Genomic DNA, 14,249 nt, shown 5'->3' with positions numbered 1-14,249 from the left:
GCTAATCGCCCCGCGCGCGCCGAGGATTCAGGAAGAGGCGTCACTCGTCCCCCACGCACCGGCGTGCCGTCGCGGTTCTTCCTGAAAGCTCGACGGCGAGCTCGCCGCGCCGTCTTTTCGGCGCACCGAAAACAGGGTACGTTTTCGGTATGCCGAAAACAGCGACGGCTCCGGATGCCGCCACCGCCGCACCGCGTTCCCCGAGCCTGCCCCGCGCCGCGTGGCTGATCGGCCCCGCGCTCGTCGCCGGCGTCGCCTACCTCGACCCCGGCAACGTCGCCAGCAACATGACGGCGGGCGCCCGCTACGGGTATCTGCTGGTGTGGGTCGTGGTGCTCGCCAACGTCATGGCGTGGCTCATCCAGTACCTCTCGGCCAAGCTCGGGATCGTCACGGGGCGGAGCCTGCCCGAGACCCTCGGCGCCCGCATCCGCAACCCGTGGGCCCGCCGGGCGTACTGGCTGCAGGCCGAGCTCGTCGCGATGGCCACCGACATCGCCGAGGTGATCGGCGGCGCCGTCGCCCTCAATCTGCTGTTCGGCGTGCCGCTGGTCTGGGGCGGTGCGATCACCGGCGCCGTGTCGATCGCGCTGCTGCTCATCCAGTCGCGCCGCGGCCCGCGCACGTTCGAGTTCGCGGTCATCGGGCTGCTGGCGATCATCGCCCTCGGCTTCTCGTTCGGCGTGCTGGTCGCGCCGCCCGACGCCGCGGGCGTGATGAGCGGGCTCGTGCCGCGGTTCGAAGACACCGGCTCGGTGCTGCTGGCCGCCTCGATCCTCGGTGCGACGATCATGCCGCACGCGATCTACGCGCACAGCGCCCTGGCGCGCGACCGCTTCGCCCCGACCGGCGGCTCACGGACTTCGCAGATTCACGCGAAAGCCGCAGCATCGAAGCCCGTGCGATTCCGCGAAGTCCGTGAGGCCGACCCGACAGCTGCGCATCCGCTCAGCGACCGCAGCACGCCCGACCGGTCGCTCGACGAGCTGCGCGGCATCCCGACCTGGCGTCTGCTGCGCGCGACCAAGTGGGACGTGTCGATCGCCATGCTCATCGCCGGCACCGTGAACCTGTGCATCCTGCTGCTGGCGGCGGCGAACCTCGCCGGCGTGCCGGGAACGGACTCGCTCGAAGGCGCCTACGCCGCGCTGTACGCGGGCCTCGGCCCCCTCGTGGCCACGCTGTTCGCGGTGGGACTGCTCGCGAGCGGCCTGGCGAGCACGTCGGTCGGAGCGTACGCGGGCGCCGAGATCATGCACGGCCTGCTGCACATCCGTGTGCCGCTGATCGCGCGGCGGCTCGTGACGCTGATCCCGGCGCTCGTGATCCTGGCACTGGGGTTCGATCCCACGCTCGCCCTCGTGCTGAGTCAGGTGGTGCTGTCGTTCGGCATCCCGTTCGCCCTCGTGCCGCTGGTCGCACTGACGGCGGACCGCGAGGTGCTCGGCGCGTTCCGCAACCGTGTGTGGACGACGATCGCGGGCGTGGCGGCATCCGTCTTCCTCATCGCGCTCAACGGCGTGCTGCTGTGGCTGCTGCTCACGGGCGCCTGACCGGCTGAGGACCCCGCGGGTAGCCTGGGGCGGTGCCCTCCCCCGCGGTCGATGACTACCTGAAGACGATCTACCACCACACCGAGTGGCAGGACGACCGCATCACGCCGTCGCAGCTGGCCGCCGAGTTGGGGCTCGCACCGTCGAGCGTCACCGAGATGGTGCAGAAGCTCGCCGCGCAGGGCCTCGTGACCCATCGTCCCTACGGTCCGGTATCGCTGAGCGAGGCAGGCGAGCTTCGGGCGGCCGCGATCATCCGCCGGCACCGGCTCATCGAGACCTGGCTGGTGCGCGAGTTCGGCTACGCGTGGGACGAGGTGCACGACGAGGCCGAGGTGCTCGAGCACGCCATCAGCGACCGCCTGCTCGAGGGCATCGACGAGCGGCTCGGGCGGCCCCGCTTCGACCCGCACGGCGATGCGATCCCCGACGGCGAGGGCCACGTCCACCGCGAGCCGTTCGTCCTGCTCGGCCGGGCGCCGGCCGGGCACGTCGGCCGCGTGCTGCGCGTGAGCGACCGCGACGCCGACCTGCTGCGCGCGGTGGAGGCGTCCGGCGTGGCCGTCGGCGCGACGGTGACGGTGGTGGATGCCGCGACCCTGCGCCTGCGGACCGCCGACGGCGAAGGCGAGACCGACGTCGCGCTGCCCGAGGCCGCGGCCGACGCCGTGTGGCTGAGCTCCTGACCGCCCGCACGACGAGGCCGGCGGCATCCCCCGCCGTCAGAAGAAGAGCACGCCCGCCAGGTAGCTGACGCCCATCGTGCCGAGGCCGACGGTGAGGCTGCGGATCAGCATCCGCACCGCCGACAGCCGGCCGACGCCGGCCGCGACGAGCGATGTCAGCGGGAGCGACACCACATCCGGCCTCCTGCGGTCAGTCTGGCAGTCATGCCGCCGGCATCCGCCGCGACACAACGCCTGATGCGCACGTGTGGATCAGGCGTCCGGCACGCGGTGCCGGAGCATCGGGCGAGGAGTGCCTTCGCCCGTCTGCGGGTGCGGATCCGAGTCTGTGGAGGGGATGCCGCGCGGCGCTGACTCGACCGGCACGCGTGACTCGCCGGTGGGCGCGGTCAGCGTCGAGCCGCGACGGCGGCGGCCCGGGCGAAGGGCCACGCCACGCCTGTCGCGTTCTCGGCGAACGCCCACAGGCGGGCGGCGATCTCAGGGTCGCGGGTGACCTTGGCAGCGGTCTGCCGGCGCGGTTCACCGCGCGAGCCGGTGCGGGGGCCCCAGAACTCACCACCGTCGATATCGGGGTCGACGAGCGCGCGCACGAGCGGCCAGGCGCCGTGCTCCTTGGACTGCGCGGCGACGGCCTGCAGGTTGTCGGCGAACCGCTTCGCGCGGGACGGCTCGTTCACGCCGACGATGCCGGGCGTGCGGCCGCCGGTCGAGTACCCGGGGTGGGCGACGACGCTCTCGACGGGCACGCCCGCGTCGCGCAGGCGCCGGTCGGCCTCGAAGCCGAAGGACGTCGTCGCGACCTTGGACTGCACATAGGCGCGCCAGGCGGAGTAGCCGTCTTTGAGCTGCGGATCGACCGGGTCGTACGGGGTGAGCGCGGTCGACATGCTGCCGACCCACACCATGCGCCCCGAGGCTTCGGCCAGCGCGGTCAGCAGCTCGCCGGCGAGCGCGAAGTGCCCGAGCGCGTTCGTGGCGAACACCACTTCGTGCCCGTCGATCGTGGTCTGGCGGGTCTTGGGCGCGTGGACGATGCCGGCGTTGAGCAGCACGCCGTCCAGCGCTCCGCGCCCGCGGATGCTGGCGGCGGCCGAGCGCACCGAACCCAGGTTGGACGTGTCGAGGATGAGCGGCTCGGTGGCGTCGGACGCGGCATCCACTCTCCGCCGGATGGCGGCGCGCGCGGCCGACAGCCGGTTCGGATGGCGGGCCGACATGATGACCTTCGCACCCGCGCGCACGAGCTGCTCGGACGCGAAGTAACCGAGGCCGGCGTTGGAGCCGGTCACGAGGTACACGCGACCGGACAGGTCGGGAAGGCTGCGGGGGTCCCACGTCACGGCTTCGACCCTACGCCCGCCGCGCACCCGGAACACGCCACGCGACGGCATAGCCTGGACGCATGCGCACCCGGTCCGACATCGAATGCTGGCTCACCGACATGGACGGCGTGCTCGTGCACGAGAACACGCCCATCCCGGGGGCTCCCGAGCTCCTGGAGCAGTGGCGTGAACAGGGCGTCCCCTTCCTCGTCCTCACCAACAACTCGATCTTCACGCCGCGCGATCTGTCGGCGCGGCTGCGGGCCTCGGGGCTCATCGTCCCCGAGGAGGCGATCTGGACCTCGGCGCTCGCGACCGCCGACTTCCTGAAGTCGCAGATGCCGGGCGGCTCGGCGTTCGTGATCGGCGAGGCGGGCCTGACGACCGCCCTGCACGAGGCCGGGTTCATCATGACCGAGACCGACCCCGACTACGTGGTCGTCGGCGAGACCCGCAACTACTCGTTCGAGGCGATCACCAAGGCGATCCGCTTCATCGGCGCGGGATCGCGGTTCATCGCCACGAACCCCGACGCGACAGGCCCGTCGACCGAGGGCGTGCTGCCGGCGACCGGCGCGATCTCGGCGCTCATCACGAAGGCGACAGGCATGGAGCCGTACGTCGTCGGCAAGCCGAACCCGATGATGTTCCGCTCGGCGCTCAACCGCATCGGCGCCCACTCCGAGAACACCGGCATGATCGGCGACCGCATGGACACCGACGTCGTCGCCGGCATCGAGGCGGGCCTGCACACGGTGCTCGTGCTCACCGGCATCAGCGACGCCGCCGAGATCGCCCGCTACCCGTTCCGCCCCGACGAGGTGCTGACGTCGGTGGCCGAGCTGCTGGACCCCGAGCCCGTCGAGTCCGAGGACCCCGAGCTGCTGTAGCCCGGTCTCCGCACGGGCCCGCGGCGTCAGACGGCGACGGCCGCGCGGACGTCGAGGTCGGCCGCGTCCAGACGCGCGCGCACGTCAGCGTCGAGCACGAGGTCGGCTCCGGCGAGCAGTTCTTCGAGCTGCGCGACGGTCGAAGCCCCGATGACCGGGATCACCGGCACGTCGCCGCCGAGCAGCCACGCGAGGGCGACCTGGTTGGGCGTGGCTCCGATCTCGGCGGCCACATCGTGCAGCAGGCGCACCCGGTCACGGTTGGACGCGTGTCGCATGCCGGGCCACATCGGCTTGTCGTCGCGCGTGAACGCGCCCTGGTGCAGCGGCGAGTACGCGGTGACGGTGAGCGGCGGGCGCCCATCGACGCCGGCCGCGGCGACGTAGTCCAGGAGGTCCACGGACACGTCGCTGGTACGCCGGGCGGCAGGGCTCGCGTACACATAGCTGTACCCCTGCTGCACGACGCCGTACGGGTCGACGCCCTGGCGCAGCGCCTCCTCGCGCGCCTCGACGAGGCGCCACACGGCGATGTTCGAGATGCCCGAGATGCCGACGAGCCCCTCGCGCTGCAGCTCGCCGAACGCCGCGACGGTCTCGGCGACCGGCGTCTCGCGGTCGTCGACGTGGCCGTAGAGCACGTCGAGCCGGTCGATGCCGAGGTGGCGCAGGCTCTCGCGGGCCTCCCCCGCGACGATCCCGGCGGACAGGCCCTGGAAGTTGGTCGGCTCGACGTTCTGCAGCGGCAGCGCCGGGTCCTTCTGGGCGGCGCCGAGCTTGGTGGCCAGACGCACGTCCCCGAGCCCGCCGCGGCGGCGGATCCACTCGCCCAGCACGTCCTCGCTGTCGCGCCCATGGCCGCCGACCCAGACGTTGTAGTTGTTGGCGGTGTCGACGAAGGTCCCGCCCGCGTCGACGAAGCGGTCCAGGATCCTCAGCGACGTGTCGACGTCGGTGCGGGTGCCGAAGAACATGGTGCCCAGGCACAGGGTCGAGACATCGAACGAGGTCGATCCGTTCGAGATGGTGCGGTACTGCATGACGGTCCTTTCGGTGGGATGACTCCATGGTGGAGCGCGAGCGGTCTGGGAGTAAGATCCGATTACATGGCCGAAATCCAGACCAATCCGGTCGCCTGGGAGACTCTGCTCGACCTCGCCGCGTACGACGGCCCGCGTCATGTGCGGCTCGAGCTCGCGGTGCGGGATGCCGTCGCCTCCGGCCGTCTGCCGGCCGGGGCCGCTCTGCCCCCGAGCCGGCTGCTCGCGGCGTCGCTGGGCCTCTCGCGATGGGTCGTGACGGAGGTGTACGGAAGGCTCGGCGCCGAAGGCATCCTCGACGCCCGCACCGGGTCGGCGACACGGGTGGCCGCCTCGGTCGGGATCACCGCGCCCCGGCCGGCGCCCGCGCCCGCCGCGCCGCTGCGTCGGCCGCGCTTCGACCTCGCACCGGGAGTGCCCGACCTGCGTCATGCACCGCGCGCACTGTGGCTGCGCGCGATGACCGATACGCTCGCCGATACGCCTGACGCCGAGCTGTTCCGGCTCGAGCCCGATGTGCCGGCGGCCCGTGCCGCCGTCGCCTCGTACCTGTCGCGCTCGCGCTTCGCCCGCGCCGACGCGTCGGCGGTCGTCGTCACCCACGGCGCGACGGACGGCATGCGCCGCGTCGCCCGCACGCTGCGGAGCCTCGGCCACACCGCGCTCCTGGTCGAGGACCCCTCGTGGTCGCGCATGCGCCAGGTCGCCGCCGCCGAGGGGCTGGCGACGGTGCCCGTGCCGGTCGACGACCACGGCGTCGACGTCGAGGCGCTGGTGGCGGCATCCACCCGCACCGGAGCCCGCGCAGCGCTCGTGACCCCCGCGCACCAGTTCCCGATCGGCGCGGCACTGTCGCCCGAGCGCCGCGAGGGGCTGCTGGCGTGGGCCCGCGCCTGCGACGGCGTCGTGATCGAGGACGACTACGACGCCGAGTTCCGCTACGACCGCCGCCCGATCGGCGCACTGCAGGCGATGGCGCCCGACCGCGTCGTGCTGGCCGGCAGCCTCAGCAAGACCGCCTCTCCGGCCCTCGGCCTCGGCTGGCTCGTGCTGCCGCCGTGGCTGCAGGGGTCGGTCCGGGATGCCGGCACCCCGGCGCCCTCGACGCTGGACCAGCTCACCCTCGCGCGGTTCCTCACGGCGGGCGGCCTCGACCGGCACCTGCGCGCGGCACGCACCCGCTACAAGCGACGGCGCGAGGCACTGCTCGCCGCCCTCGGCCGTGAGCTGCCCGAGTGCCGCGTGTCGGGCATCGCCGCGGGGCTCCACGTGGTGCTCGACCTGCCGCCGGGCGTGCGGGCGGCCGACGTCGTGCGCGCGGCCGAGGCGCACGACCTCGGGCTCACCGACATCCGCCGCTACCGCGTCTCGCCCGACGCGCCCGCGCCCGAGCGGCTGGTGCTCGGCTACGGCGACCTCGCCGACCCGCTCGTCGACGAAGCGGTGGCGCTGCTCGCGCGGGTCGTCCAGGGCTCGCGCTGACTCGGTCCACCTGGGCTGAACGTACGGCTCGGCGGCTGATCCGCGTACATTCAGCGCGAGTGAACCCCATCACGCCGGAGACCGATAGGGTCGCGGCATGATCTCGCAGAGCGACCAGACGATCCTGCTGTGGGTGTCGGCCCTCATCGTGCTGAGCACGCTGGTCGTGCTGGTGTGGCGCCTGTGGCGCGGCCGCGGCAAGCGCGGCGACTGACTCCTCTCGCGCTGGCGGGACGCTCAGCGCGCGACGACCGCCTCGGCGTCGACCCAGCCGAGCTTGTCGGGGTTGGCGATCGAGTAGATCTGCGTGACGCGGCCGTCCTCGACGGTCAGGGTCACCACGCCCGCGAGCGCTCCGTCGAGCTCCATCCGGATGCTGGGGAGCCCGTTGATCCAGGTCGGCGTCGCCACCAGCGTGCCGGTGACCTTGGCCATGCTGCCCACGAGGTACCGCGCGAGCTTGTCGGACCCGATGATCGGCCGCCGCGCCGCACCGCGCACCTTGCCGCCGCCGTCTGCCACCGACACCACGTCCGGCGCGAGCACGTCCATCAGCCCCTGCAGGTCGCCCGTGTTGAGCGCCGTCACGAACCGCTCGACGACCTCCTCGTGCTCGGCGGGCCTCACCGGCACGCGCGGGCGGCGGGCGGCGACATGGTCCTTGGCCCGGTGTGCGATCTGCCGCACCGCCGCAGGGGTCTTGCCGACGGCATCCGCGATCTCTTCGTAGGGCACGTCGAAGACCTCGCGCAGCACGAACACCGCCCGCTCCGCCGGTCCGAGGGTCTCGAGCACCGTCAGCATCGCGATCGACAGGCTCTCGGCGAGCTCGACGTCCTCGGCCACGTCCGGACTCGTGAGGAGCGGCTCGGGCAGCCACTCCCCCACGTAGTCCTCGCGCCGCCGCGACACCGTGCGGAGCTGATTGAGCGACTGCCTGGTGACGATGCGCACCAGGTAGGCGCGCGGCTCCTGCACGGTGTCGCGGTCGACAGCCGCCCAGCGCAGCCACGACTCCTGCAGCACGTCCTCGGCGTCGGCGGCCGAGCCGAGCATCTCGTACGCGACGGTGAACAGCAGGTTCCGGTGCGCGACGAACGGGTCGTCGGCGTGGGGCGTGCTCATGCGCGCGAGCCTACGCGGCCGACCCGACGGCGGGTCGCTCGGCGAGCGGTGCCAGCCCGCATGCGTCGGCGAACTCTTCGGAATGGATGCCGAGCGCCACGTTCATGCGCGCCGACATGTTCATGAACGCGACGCGTGCGGCGAGCTCCACGAGTCCGGCAGCCCCGAGGTCGGCGAGCAGCGCGTCCGACAGCTCGTCGGTGACCGTCGGCGAGGTCTCGCACATGGCCTCGGCGTACTCCATGACCCGGCGCTCCAGCGGCGTGAAGACTGTCGCGTCGCGCCACCGCGGCACCTGGCGCACCTTCGTCTCGTCGAGGCCGTGGTTGTGCGCCACGAAGTAGTTGTAGTCGAGGCAGAAGCTGCAGCCGATCGTCGCCGCCGCGGCCATCACCGCGTACGACGCGAGATTCGGGTCGAGCTCGTGCCAGCCCTCGGTCTTGCGGCCGATGCTCATCGAGTCCTTCATGACGCCCTGGTGGTGCCACAGCACGCCGAGGGAGTCGGGGACCTTGCCGGCCATCTTGCGGGCGACCGCCTTGATGGCGGCGCCCTTCAGGCCGGTGATCTCCGCAGCGGGGATGCGGGTCGTGGTGCTCATGTCTTTCCTCCATGTGTGGGAACGAGTCCTTCGCACATGGAGACACCGGCCGTCGCCGGCGTGTGACAGCCCCGTCGGAGATTACTGCGGAGCCAGGCCCAGGTCGTCCAGGTCGATCGCGGCGAGCCACTGCAGTCCCTCGGCCTCGACGGCCGACTGCGCACCGGTCTTGCGGTCGACGATGACGGCGACCGCGACCGGCTCGGCGCCCTCGCGACGCAGCGCCTCGACGGCTTTGAGGGCCGACTGCCCGGTGGTCGAGGTGTCCTCGACGACGACGACGCGCTTGCCCACGATGTCGGCACCCTCGACCTGGCGGCCGCGGCCGTGGTCCTTCGGCTCCTTGCGCACGACGAAGGCGTCCAGCGGCGCGTCGGTGCGCGCCGATTCGTGCATCACCGAGTTGGCGATCGGGTCTGCGCCGAGCGTGAGCCCGCCGACGGCGACGATCCCGTCGACGTCGCGGATCAGGTCGAGCATGATGCGCCCGATCGCGGGAGCGGCGCGGTGGTCGAGCGTGAGCCGGCGCATGTCGACGTAGTACGTCGCCTTCTTGCCGCTGGACAGCGTGAAGTCGCCGTGGAACACCGCCTCGCCCTTGATGAGGCCGATGAGGCGCTGGCGGTCGGCTTCGAGCTCGGGCGTGGAGGCGGCGGTCATGCCGTCGATTCTACGGATGCCGCATCCCCACGCCCGAGCCCGGTCGGCCGATCAGCCGAGGAACGTCGCCAGCCAGTCGAGGTCGTCGGCGCGGTCGAGGCGGTACACGCCGCCCGTGCCCGCGCACGTCGCGTTCTTGCCGAACGACGTGACGCCCGCGATGACGTCCGAGCTGCCGATGAAGTTCGGACCGCCCGAGTCGCCCGAGCACGTGCCGCCGGTGTTCGCGTTGTTCGACAGGATCATCGACCCGTCGCCGGTGTAGCCGGTGTTGATCGAGATCAACCGGGGCGTCGACACCATGCGCAGCCGCTCGGCCTGCGTCTTCCACGACGCGGCGTCGGGGAAGCTCTTCTGCAGGCCGTAGCCGACGGCGGTGAAGCTGCGGTCCTGCTGGCCTTTCTTGTTCGCCAGCACGTCGAGCTGGTTGAGGGCCGGCAGCGACGCGTAGTGGTCGAGGATCACCGGCTCGTCGAGAACGACGACGCCCAGGTCGTACAGGTAGAACGCCGCATCGTCGTACTGCGGGTGCGTGTACGGCGTGCCCGAGACCTCCCCGGTGTTCGGGTAGCCGTGGGCCGCGGCATCCCTCACGTCGTCGTCGAACCACAGCTCGACGTGGGTCGCCCCGAACGTGCAGTGGCCCGCCGTGACGTACACCGTCGGCGACACGAGCGTGCCGCTGCAGCGCCAGGCCGGGCCTTCGTCGTCGAAGGCGACCATGAGGCCGACGTCGGGGTGGCCGTCGCCGTCGGGCACGCCGTCGGTGATGGCCTGGGCCGGTGTGCCGACCGACAGGAACAGCAGGGCCGCTGCGGCAGCGGCGAGTGCGAGCGCGGGTTTGCGCATGTCATACCCCTTCCCTGGGTAGCGCGAGCCTCTCAGTCCCCGACGGGTCTGGCAAGGGGCTGACGTCGGCGGTCCCGCATAGGCTTGACCCCATGCGCCTGGCCACCTGGAACGTCAACTCGATCCGCGCGCGGGTCGACCGCATCGTCGACTTCGCGGTGCGCGAGCACATCGACGTGCTCGCGATGCAGGAGATCAAGTGCAAGACCGAGCAGTTCCCGTTCGACCGGTTCGAAGAGGCCGGGTACCACGTCGAGGCGTACGGCTTCTCGCAGTGGAACGGCGTCGCGATCGCCAGCCGCGAGCCGATGACGAACGTGCGCACCGCGTTCCCCGACATGCCGGGCTTCGAGAAGGGCCACAACGGCCCTGACGCCCCGCAGGAGGCGCGGGCGATGGGCGCGACGATCGGCGGTGTCGAGGTGTGGAGCCTCTACGTGCCCAACGGCCGCTCGCTCGGCGACCCCCACTACTTCTACAAGCTCGACTGGCTGTCGGCGCTCGAGCAGTACACGCGCGAGTCACTGGCGGCGAACCCCGATCTGCCGCTCGCCCTCGTCGGGGACTTCAACATCGCCCCGACGGATGCCGACAACGGCGACCCGACCGTCGTGCAGGGCTTCGCCACGCACGTGTCGCCGCCCGAGCGCGAGGCGTTCGCGGCCCTGGAGGCCGCGGGCCTGCAGGATGTCGTGCGTCCGCTCATCCCGACCGGCTACACCTACTGGGACTACAAGCAGCTGCGCTTCCCCCGCAACGAGGGCATGCGCATCGACTTCATCCTCGGTTCGCATGCGATCGCCGACGCCGTGACCGGCGCCACGATCCACCGCGACGAGCGCAAGGGCGAGGCGCCGAGCGACCACGTCCCCGTCGTCGTCGACCTCGATCTCGAGGGGCCCGACGACGACGATCGCCCGATGATCTTCTAGTCACGGGATGCCGCGATCGGCGGCATCCCACCGGCCCCAGCCGATCTCTCGAACTTTTTTCTCGGGGCGCGTCATGATCGCGTTCCGGCGGCGTCTTGCACTGTGTCCCCCCGTTGCGCGCGGGGCCGCTCACCAGCGGTTTCCCAGCGCGTGTCGTTAGCCTGGCGCCGATCTGCCGTCGCCGGCTGAACCCCCCGAGCGCCATCCGGCGAGGAGATACGTGACCACCCCCACCCCCGCCGTCGCCGGCGGTCCGCTGCGCGAGCGCTCCGACGAAGAGCTCGTCGTCGCCACCCGCGCGGGCGACGACGCCGCATACGCGGTGCTGTGGGAGCGTCACTCCGCGAGCGGACGCAACGCCGCCCGCGCCGTGAGCCCGAACGTCGATCCCGACGACCTCGTGTCGGAGGCGTTCACCTCGATCCTGTCGACGATCCGCAAGGGCGGCGGCCCGCAGGAGGGCTTCCGCCCCTACCTCTTCGCGACGATCCGCAACGTCGCGGCCTCGTGGGGTCGTCGCACGAGCGAGCTGCCGCTCGACGACCTCGACGAACGGGCCGCCGATTCCGAGGCCGAGTTCGCCGAGCTCGTCGCCGACCGCTCCGTGCTGGCCCAGGCGTTCCGCGAGCTTCCTGCCCGCTGGCGGGAGCTGCTCTGGTACGTCGAGGTCGAGGGCATGAAGCCCCGCGAGATCGCACCGCTGCTGGGCATGAGCGCGAACGCGGTGTCGGCCCTGGTGTACCGCGCCCGCGAGGGCTTCAAGCAGGCGTGGCTGCAGGCGCACATCAGCGACCCCGCCCGCCCGGCCGAATGCCGCTGGGTGTGCGAGCTGCTCGTCGCGAGCGAGAAGAAGCCGGTCAAGCGCGGCGACCGCCGGCGCCTGGACACCCACCTGCACGGCTGCCAGGCGTGCCGCATCGTCGCGGCCGACCTCGAACACGTGTCGCAGAAGCTCCGTCTGGTGCTGCTGCCTCTTGTCCTCGGCGGGGCTGGGGCCCTTGCCTACACCTCCGATGCCGCCCCGGCCGCGGCATCGGTGGTCGCCGGATCGCCCACCGGGGGTGGCGGGGCATCCGGCTCCGGGGGACAGGCGCCGGGGGGCGCCTCCGGCGGGGGTGCCGGCGCGGGGGGCGCCGGCACCGCTGCCGTCCCGGTCGCGGCGATCGGGATCGGCGTCGGCGTGCTCGCCGTCGCCGCGGCCGCAGCGGTCGCGCTGGCCCTGGCGCCGTCCTGGAGCGCGCCGGCTCAGCAGCCGGCCGCCGCCGACACGACGACGGATCGGGATGCCGCCGACACCGCCGACCGCGCACCCGATGATGCGGCAGCCGACGTCGACGAAGCCGAGCCGGCGGACGCGCCGCCCGCGACGGACGCCCTGGCCGACGCCCCCGTGACCGCACCGGTGGCGCCGGGGACGCGCGAGCCCGCAGCGCCGGACCGCGCACCCGCGCCGAGCACGCCCACGCCGGAGTCGAGCACGCCGGCGCCGGTGCCCAGCACACCTGCGCCCCGCCCGCAGCCGAGCACGCCCGTGCCCGAGCCCAGCACGCCCGCGCCGGAACCCAGCACGCCCGCGCCGGAACCCAGCACGCCCGCGCCGACTCCGACGCCCACGCCGACACCCACCCCGACCCCGACCCCGACGCCGACCCCGACCCCCACGCCGACCCCGACCCCCACGCCGGATCCGGAGCCAGCGGTGACCGCGACCGCGCGCCTCGACGCGCCGGCGGATCTGTCGGCACCCGTGCCCGCGCCGATCACCGGAGCGGGTGTCGCCGACGCGACGGTCGTGCTGATCGACGAGGCCGGGGCGACCCTGGCGCGGACCACCGCCGGTGACGACGGACGCTTCTCGGCGACGATCCCCGGCGACCTGCTGCACGAGGGCATGACGGTGCGCGCCGTGCAGACCGGCCCGGGCCTGCGGCCCTCGGATCCGAGCTCGCCCGTCGGCCCGTTCGCCCTGCCGGTGCCGACGGCGACCGCCAAGGACGGCACGCTCGACGCCCGCCTCGAAGACCTCGACTTCGACTTCCGCGCCGACGACGTGACGCTGCTGCTGAGCGGCGAGCGCGGCAGGACCGTGGCCGTCTCGGTCGACGGCGGCTGGACCGGCAATCTGCACACCCTCACCGGCGCACCGCTCCGCCGCGTCGTGTACGACGTGTCGCCCGGCGATCACGTCATCGGCATCCGCTACGTCGACGCCGCGACGGGCGCCGAGGGCCGCGTCGCCTACGTCACCCTGCACGTCCGCGCCCGCTGACGCGGCGCCGCGCCCCTTGGCGTGCCCCGTCTCGCCGCAGAGATCCCCCGTCTCGCCGAGACCGGGGGCTCTCGTCGAACCCGAGGACGACGCCCTCTGTCTCGCCGCGAACCCCTTGGCTCGACGCGAGGATCCTCTGCCTCGGGATGCCTCGCCCATCGCACGGGGACACAAGCGCGACGGAGCGACGACGCAGGACGCGCTCAGTCGCCCATCGTGCCGGTCTGCACGGGTCCCGCGGCGGGACCGTAGCGCAGCTGCACCACTCCGAGCGGGCCCGAGGTCGCAGGCTCCAGCAGCGTCACGTTCGCCGGCGCGGCGCCGTCGGGGAACACCTTCTTGCCCTGGCCGAGCACGACGGGGTACACCCACAGCGTCAGCACGTCGAACAGCTGCTCGCGCAGGAGGGTCTGTGCGAAGTCGATGCTGCCGATGACGTGGATGCTGTCATGCCGGTCTCGCAGCGCGCGCACCTCGGCGGCGAGGTCGGGGCCCAGCTGCGTCGACCCGGCCCAGGGCAGGTCGGGGGCGCCGCGCGAGGCGACGTACTTCGGGACCTCATCGAACTTGCGCCCGATGCCGCCCTCCGGACCGTCGGTGTGCTGCGGCCAGTACCCGGCGAAGATGTCGTACGTGCGGCGGCCGAGCAGCAGGGCGTCGAGTCCTTCGATGCCCTCCCAGATCGCGGCGCCGATCTGCTCGTCGGGGAACGGCGCCTGCCAGCCGCCGAACGGGAACCCGCCCGACGGGTCCTCCTCGGGCCCGCCGGGCGCCTGCGCGACGCCGTCGAGCGTGGTGAACAGATCGATGCAGATGCGGCCGGTCATGGCCGCCTCC

The 14,249-nt window shown here is 72.6% G+C and carries 14 protein-coding genes; 6 read left to right on the top strand and 8 right to left on the bottom strand.

Going from position 1 to position 14,249, the window contains the following annotated elements; translation table 11 throughout:
- The first annotated feature begins 149 nt into the window (after positions 1–149).
- Together ABEA46_RS01610 and ABEA46_RS01605 are read left to right on the top strand one after the other, a co-directional pair.
- Positions 150–1,553: an Nramp family divalent metal transporter gene (locus ABEA46_RS01610; protein ID WP_345542572.1), complete on the top strand. Its 1,404-nt coding sequence runs from the start codon at positions 150–152 to the stop codon at positions 1,551–1,553.
- A 32-nt stretch (positions 1,554–1,585) separates the two neighbouring features.
- A complete protein-coding gene (locus tag ABEA46_RS01605; protein ID WP_345542571.1) occupies positions 1,586–2,239 on the top strand; it encodes a metal-dependent transcriptional regulator in 654 nt (217 codons plus the stop codon).
- Between the two features lie 36 nt (positions 2,240–2,275).
- On the opposite strand, the gene ABEA46_RS01600 is transcribed toward ABEA46_RS01605, so the two are convergent.
- Positions 2,276–2,413 carry a hypothetical protein gene (locus tag ABEA46_RS01600; RefSeq protein ID WP_345542570.1) on the bottom strand — a complete coding sequence of 46 codons (138 nt, stop codon included), beginning with the start codon at positions 2,411–2,413 and terminating at the stop codon, positions 2,276–2,278.
- A gap of 215 nt (positions 2,414–2,628) precedes the next feature.
- Positions 2,629–3,582 (bottom strand): SDR family NAD(P)-dependent oxidoreductase, encoded by a 954-nt coding sequence (locus ABEA46_RS01595; protein WP_345542569.1) that lies wholly within the window; start codon positions 3,580–3,582, stop codon positions 2,629–2,631.
- Between the two features lie 62 nt (positions 3,583–3,644).
- Here ABEA46_RS01595 and ABEA46_RS01590 point away from each other — a divergent pair, with 62 nt between their 5' ends.
- On the top strand, positions 3,645–4,454 hold the full coding sequence (locus ABEA46_RS01590; protein ID WP_345542568.1) for an HAD-IIA family hydrolase: 810 nt from the start codon (positions 3,645–3,647) through the stop codon (positions 4,452–4,454).
- Between the two features lie 26 nt (positions 4,455–4,480).
- Here ABEA46_RS01590 and ABEA46_RS01585 read toward each other — a convergent pair whose 3' ends face one another.
- On the bottom strand, positions 4,481–5,494 hold the full coding sequence (locus ABEA46_RS01585; protein ID WP_345542567.1) for an aldo/keto reductase: 1,014 nt from the start codon (positions 5,492–5,494) through the stop codon (positions 4,481–4,483).
- Positions 5,495–5,560: 66 nt separating this feature from the next.
- On the opposite strand from ABEA46_RS01585, the gene pdxR reads away from it, so the two are divergent.
- Positions 5,561–6,976 (top strand): MocR-like pyridoxine biosynthesis transcription factor PdxR, encoded by a 1,416-nt coding sequence (pdxR, locus tag ABEA46_RS01580; RefSeq protein ID WP_345542566.1) that lies wholly within the window; start codon positions 5,561–5,563, stop codon positions 6,974–6,976.
- A gap of 237 nt (positions 6,977–7,213) precedes the next feature.
- Here pdxR and ABEA46_RS01575 read toward each other — a convergent pair whose 3' ends face one another.
- The 4 genes from ABEA46_RS01575 to ABEA46_RS01560 all read right to left on the bottom strand — a co-directional run bounded on the left by ABEA46_RS01575 (position 7,214) and on the right by ABEA46_RS01560 (position 10,211).
- The gene (locus ABEA46_RS01575) at positions 7,214–8,101 is read right to left on the bottom strand and encodes an RNA polymerase sigma-70 factor (protein ID WP_345542565.1); all 888 of its coding nucleotides are present in this window, start codon (positions 8,099–8,101) and stop codon (positions 7,214–7,216) included.
- A gap of 10 nt (positions 8,102–8,111) precedes the next feature.
- Positions 8,112–8,702 carry a carboxymuconolactone decarboxylase family protein gene (locus ABEA46_RS01570; protein ID WP_345542563.1) on the bottom strand — a complete coding sequence of 197 codons (591 nt, stop codon included), beginning with the start codon at positions 8,700–8,702 and terminating at the stop codon, positions 8,112–8,114.
- An 81-nt stretch (positions 8,703–8,783) separates the two neighbouring features.
- Positions 8,784–9,362 (bottom strand): orotate phosphoribosyltransferase, encoded by a 579-nt coding sequence (pyrE, locus tag ABEA46_RS01565; protein ID WP_345542561.1) that lies wholly within the window; start codon positions 9,360–9,362, stop codon positions 8,784–8,786.
- A 51-nt stretch (positions 9,363–9,413) separates the two neighbouring features.
- Positions 9,414–10,211, bottom strand: coding sequence for a trypsin-like serine protease (locus tag ABEA46_RS01560; RefSeq protein WP_345542559.1), 798 nt, complete (start codon positions 10,209–10,211; stop codon positions 9,414–9,416).
- Positions 10,212–10,303: 92 nt separating this feature from the next.
- Between ABEA46_RS01560 and ABEA46_RS01555 the strand changes: the two genes are divergently transcribed.
- Together ABEA46_RS01555 and ABEA46_RS01550 are read left to right on the top strand one after the other, a co-directional pair.
- On the top strand, positions 10,304–11,143 hold the full coding sequence (locus ABEA46_RS01555; protein ID WP_345542558.1) for an exodeoxyribonuclease III: 840 nt from the start codon (positions 10,304–10,306) through the stop codon (positions 11,141–11,143).
- 220 nt (positions 11,144–11,363) lie between these two features.
- Positions 11,364–13,412: an RNA polymerase sigma factor gene (locus tag ABEA46_RS01550; RefSeq protein WP_345542557.1), complete on the top strand. Its 2,049-nt coding sequence runs from the start codon at positions 11,364–11,366 to the stop codon at positions 13,410–13,412.
- Between the two features lie 203 nt (positions 13,413–13,615).
- On the opposite strand, the gene ABEA46_RS01545 is transcribed toward ABEA46_RS01550, so the two are convergent.
- Positions 13,616–14,239 carry a dihydrofolate reductase family protein gene (locus tag ABEA46_RS01545; RefSeq protein ID WP_345542556.1) on the bottom strand — a complete coding sequence of 208 codons (624 nt, stop codon included), beginning with the start codon at positions 14,237–14,239 and terminating at the stop codon, positions 13,616–13,618.
- Between the last annotated feature and the right edge of the window lie 10 nt (positions 14,240–14,249).

The sequence above is a fragment of the Microbacterium jejuense genome (assembly GCF_039544225.1).
GTDB classification, from domain to species: domain Bacteria; phylum Actinomycetota; class Actinomycetes; order Actinomycetales; family Microbacteriaceae; genus Microbacterium; species Microbacterium jejuense.
The sequence above is the reverse complement of the archived record's forward strand: the minus strand, read 5'-3'. Positions and strand labels throughout refer to the sequence as shown.

Bases quoted from the DNA above. Each gene is read 5' to 3' on its own strand.
- ABEA46_RS01610 (WP_345542572.1), top strand. From the start codon at position 150: ATGCCGAAAACAGCGACGGCTCCGGATGCCGCCACCGCCGCACCGCGT.
- ABEA46_RS01590 (WP_345542568.1), top strand. From the start codon at position 3,645: ATGCGCACCCGGTCCGACATCGAATGCTGGCTCACCGACATGGACGGC.
- ABEA46_RS01585 (WP_345542567.1), bottom strand. From the start codon at position 5,494: ATGCAGTACCGCACCATCTCGAACGGATCGACCTCGTTCGATGTCTCG.
- pdxR (WP_345542566.1), top strand. From the start codon at position 5,561: ATGGCCGAAATCCAGACCAATCCGGTCGCCTGGGAGACTCTGCTCGAC.
- ABEA46_RS01575 (WP_345542565.1), bottom strand. From the start codon at position 8,101: ATGAGCACGCCCCACGCCGACGACCCGTTCGTCGCGCACCGGAACCTG.
- ABEA46_RS01570 (WP_345542563.1), bottom strand. From the start codon at position 8,702: ATGAGCACCACGACCCGCATCCCCGCTGCGGAGATCACCGGCCTGAAG.
- pyrE (WP_345542561.1), bottom strand. From the start codon at position 9,362: ATGACCGCCGCCTCCACGCCCGAGCTCGAAGCCGACCGCCAGCGCCTC.
- ABEA46_RS01560 (WP_345542559.1), bottom strand. From the start codon at position 10,211: ATGCGCAAACCCGCGCTCGCACTCGCCGCTGCCGCAGCGGCCCTGCTG.
- ABEA46_RS01555 (WP_345542558.1), top strand. From the start codon at position 10,304: ATGCGCCTGGCCACCTGGAACGTCAACTCGATCCGCGCGCGGGTCGAC.
- ABEA46_RS01545 (WP_345542556.1), bottom strand. From the start codon at position 14,239: ATGACCGGCCGCATCTGCATCGATCTGTTCACCACGCTCGACGGCGTC.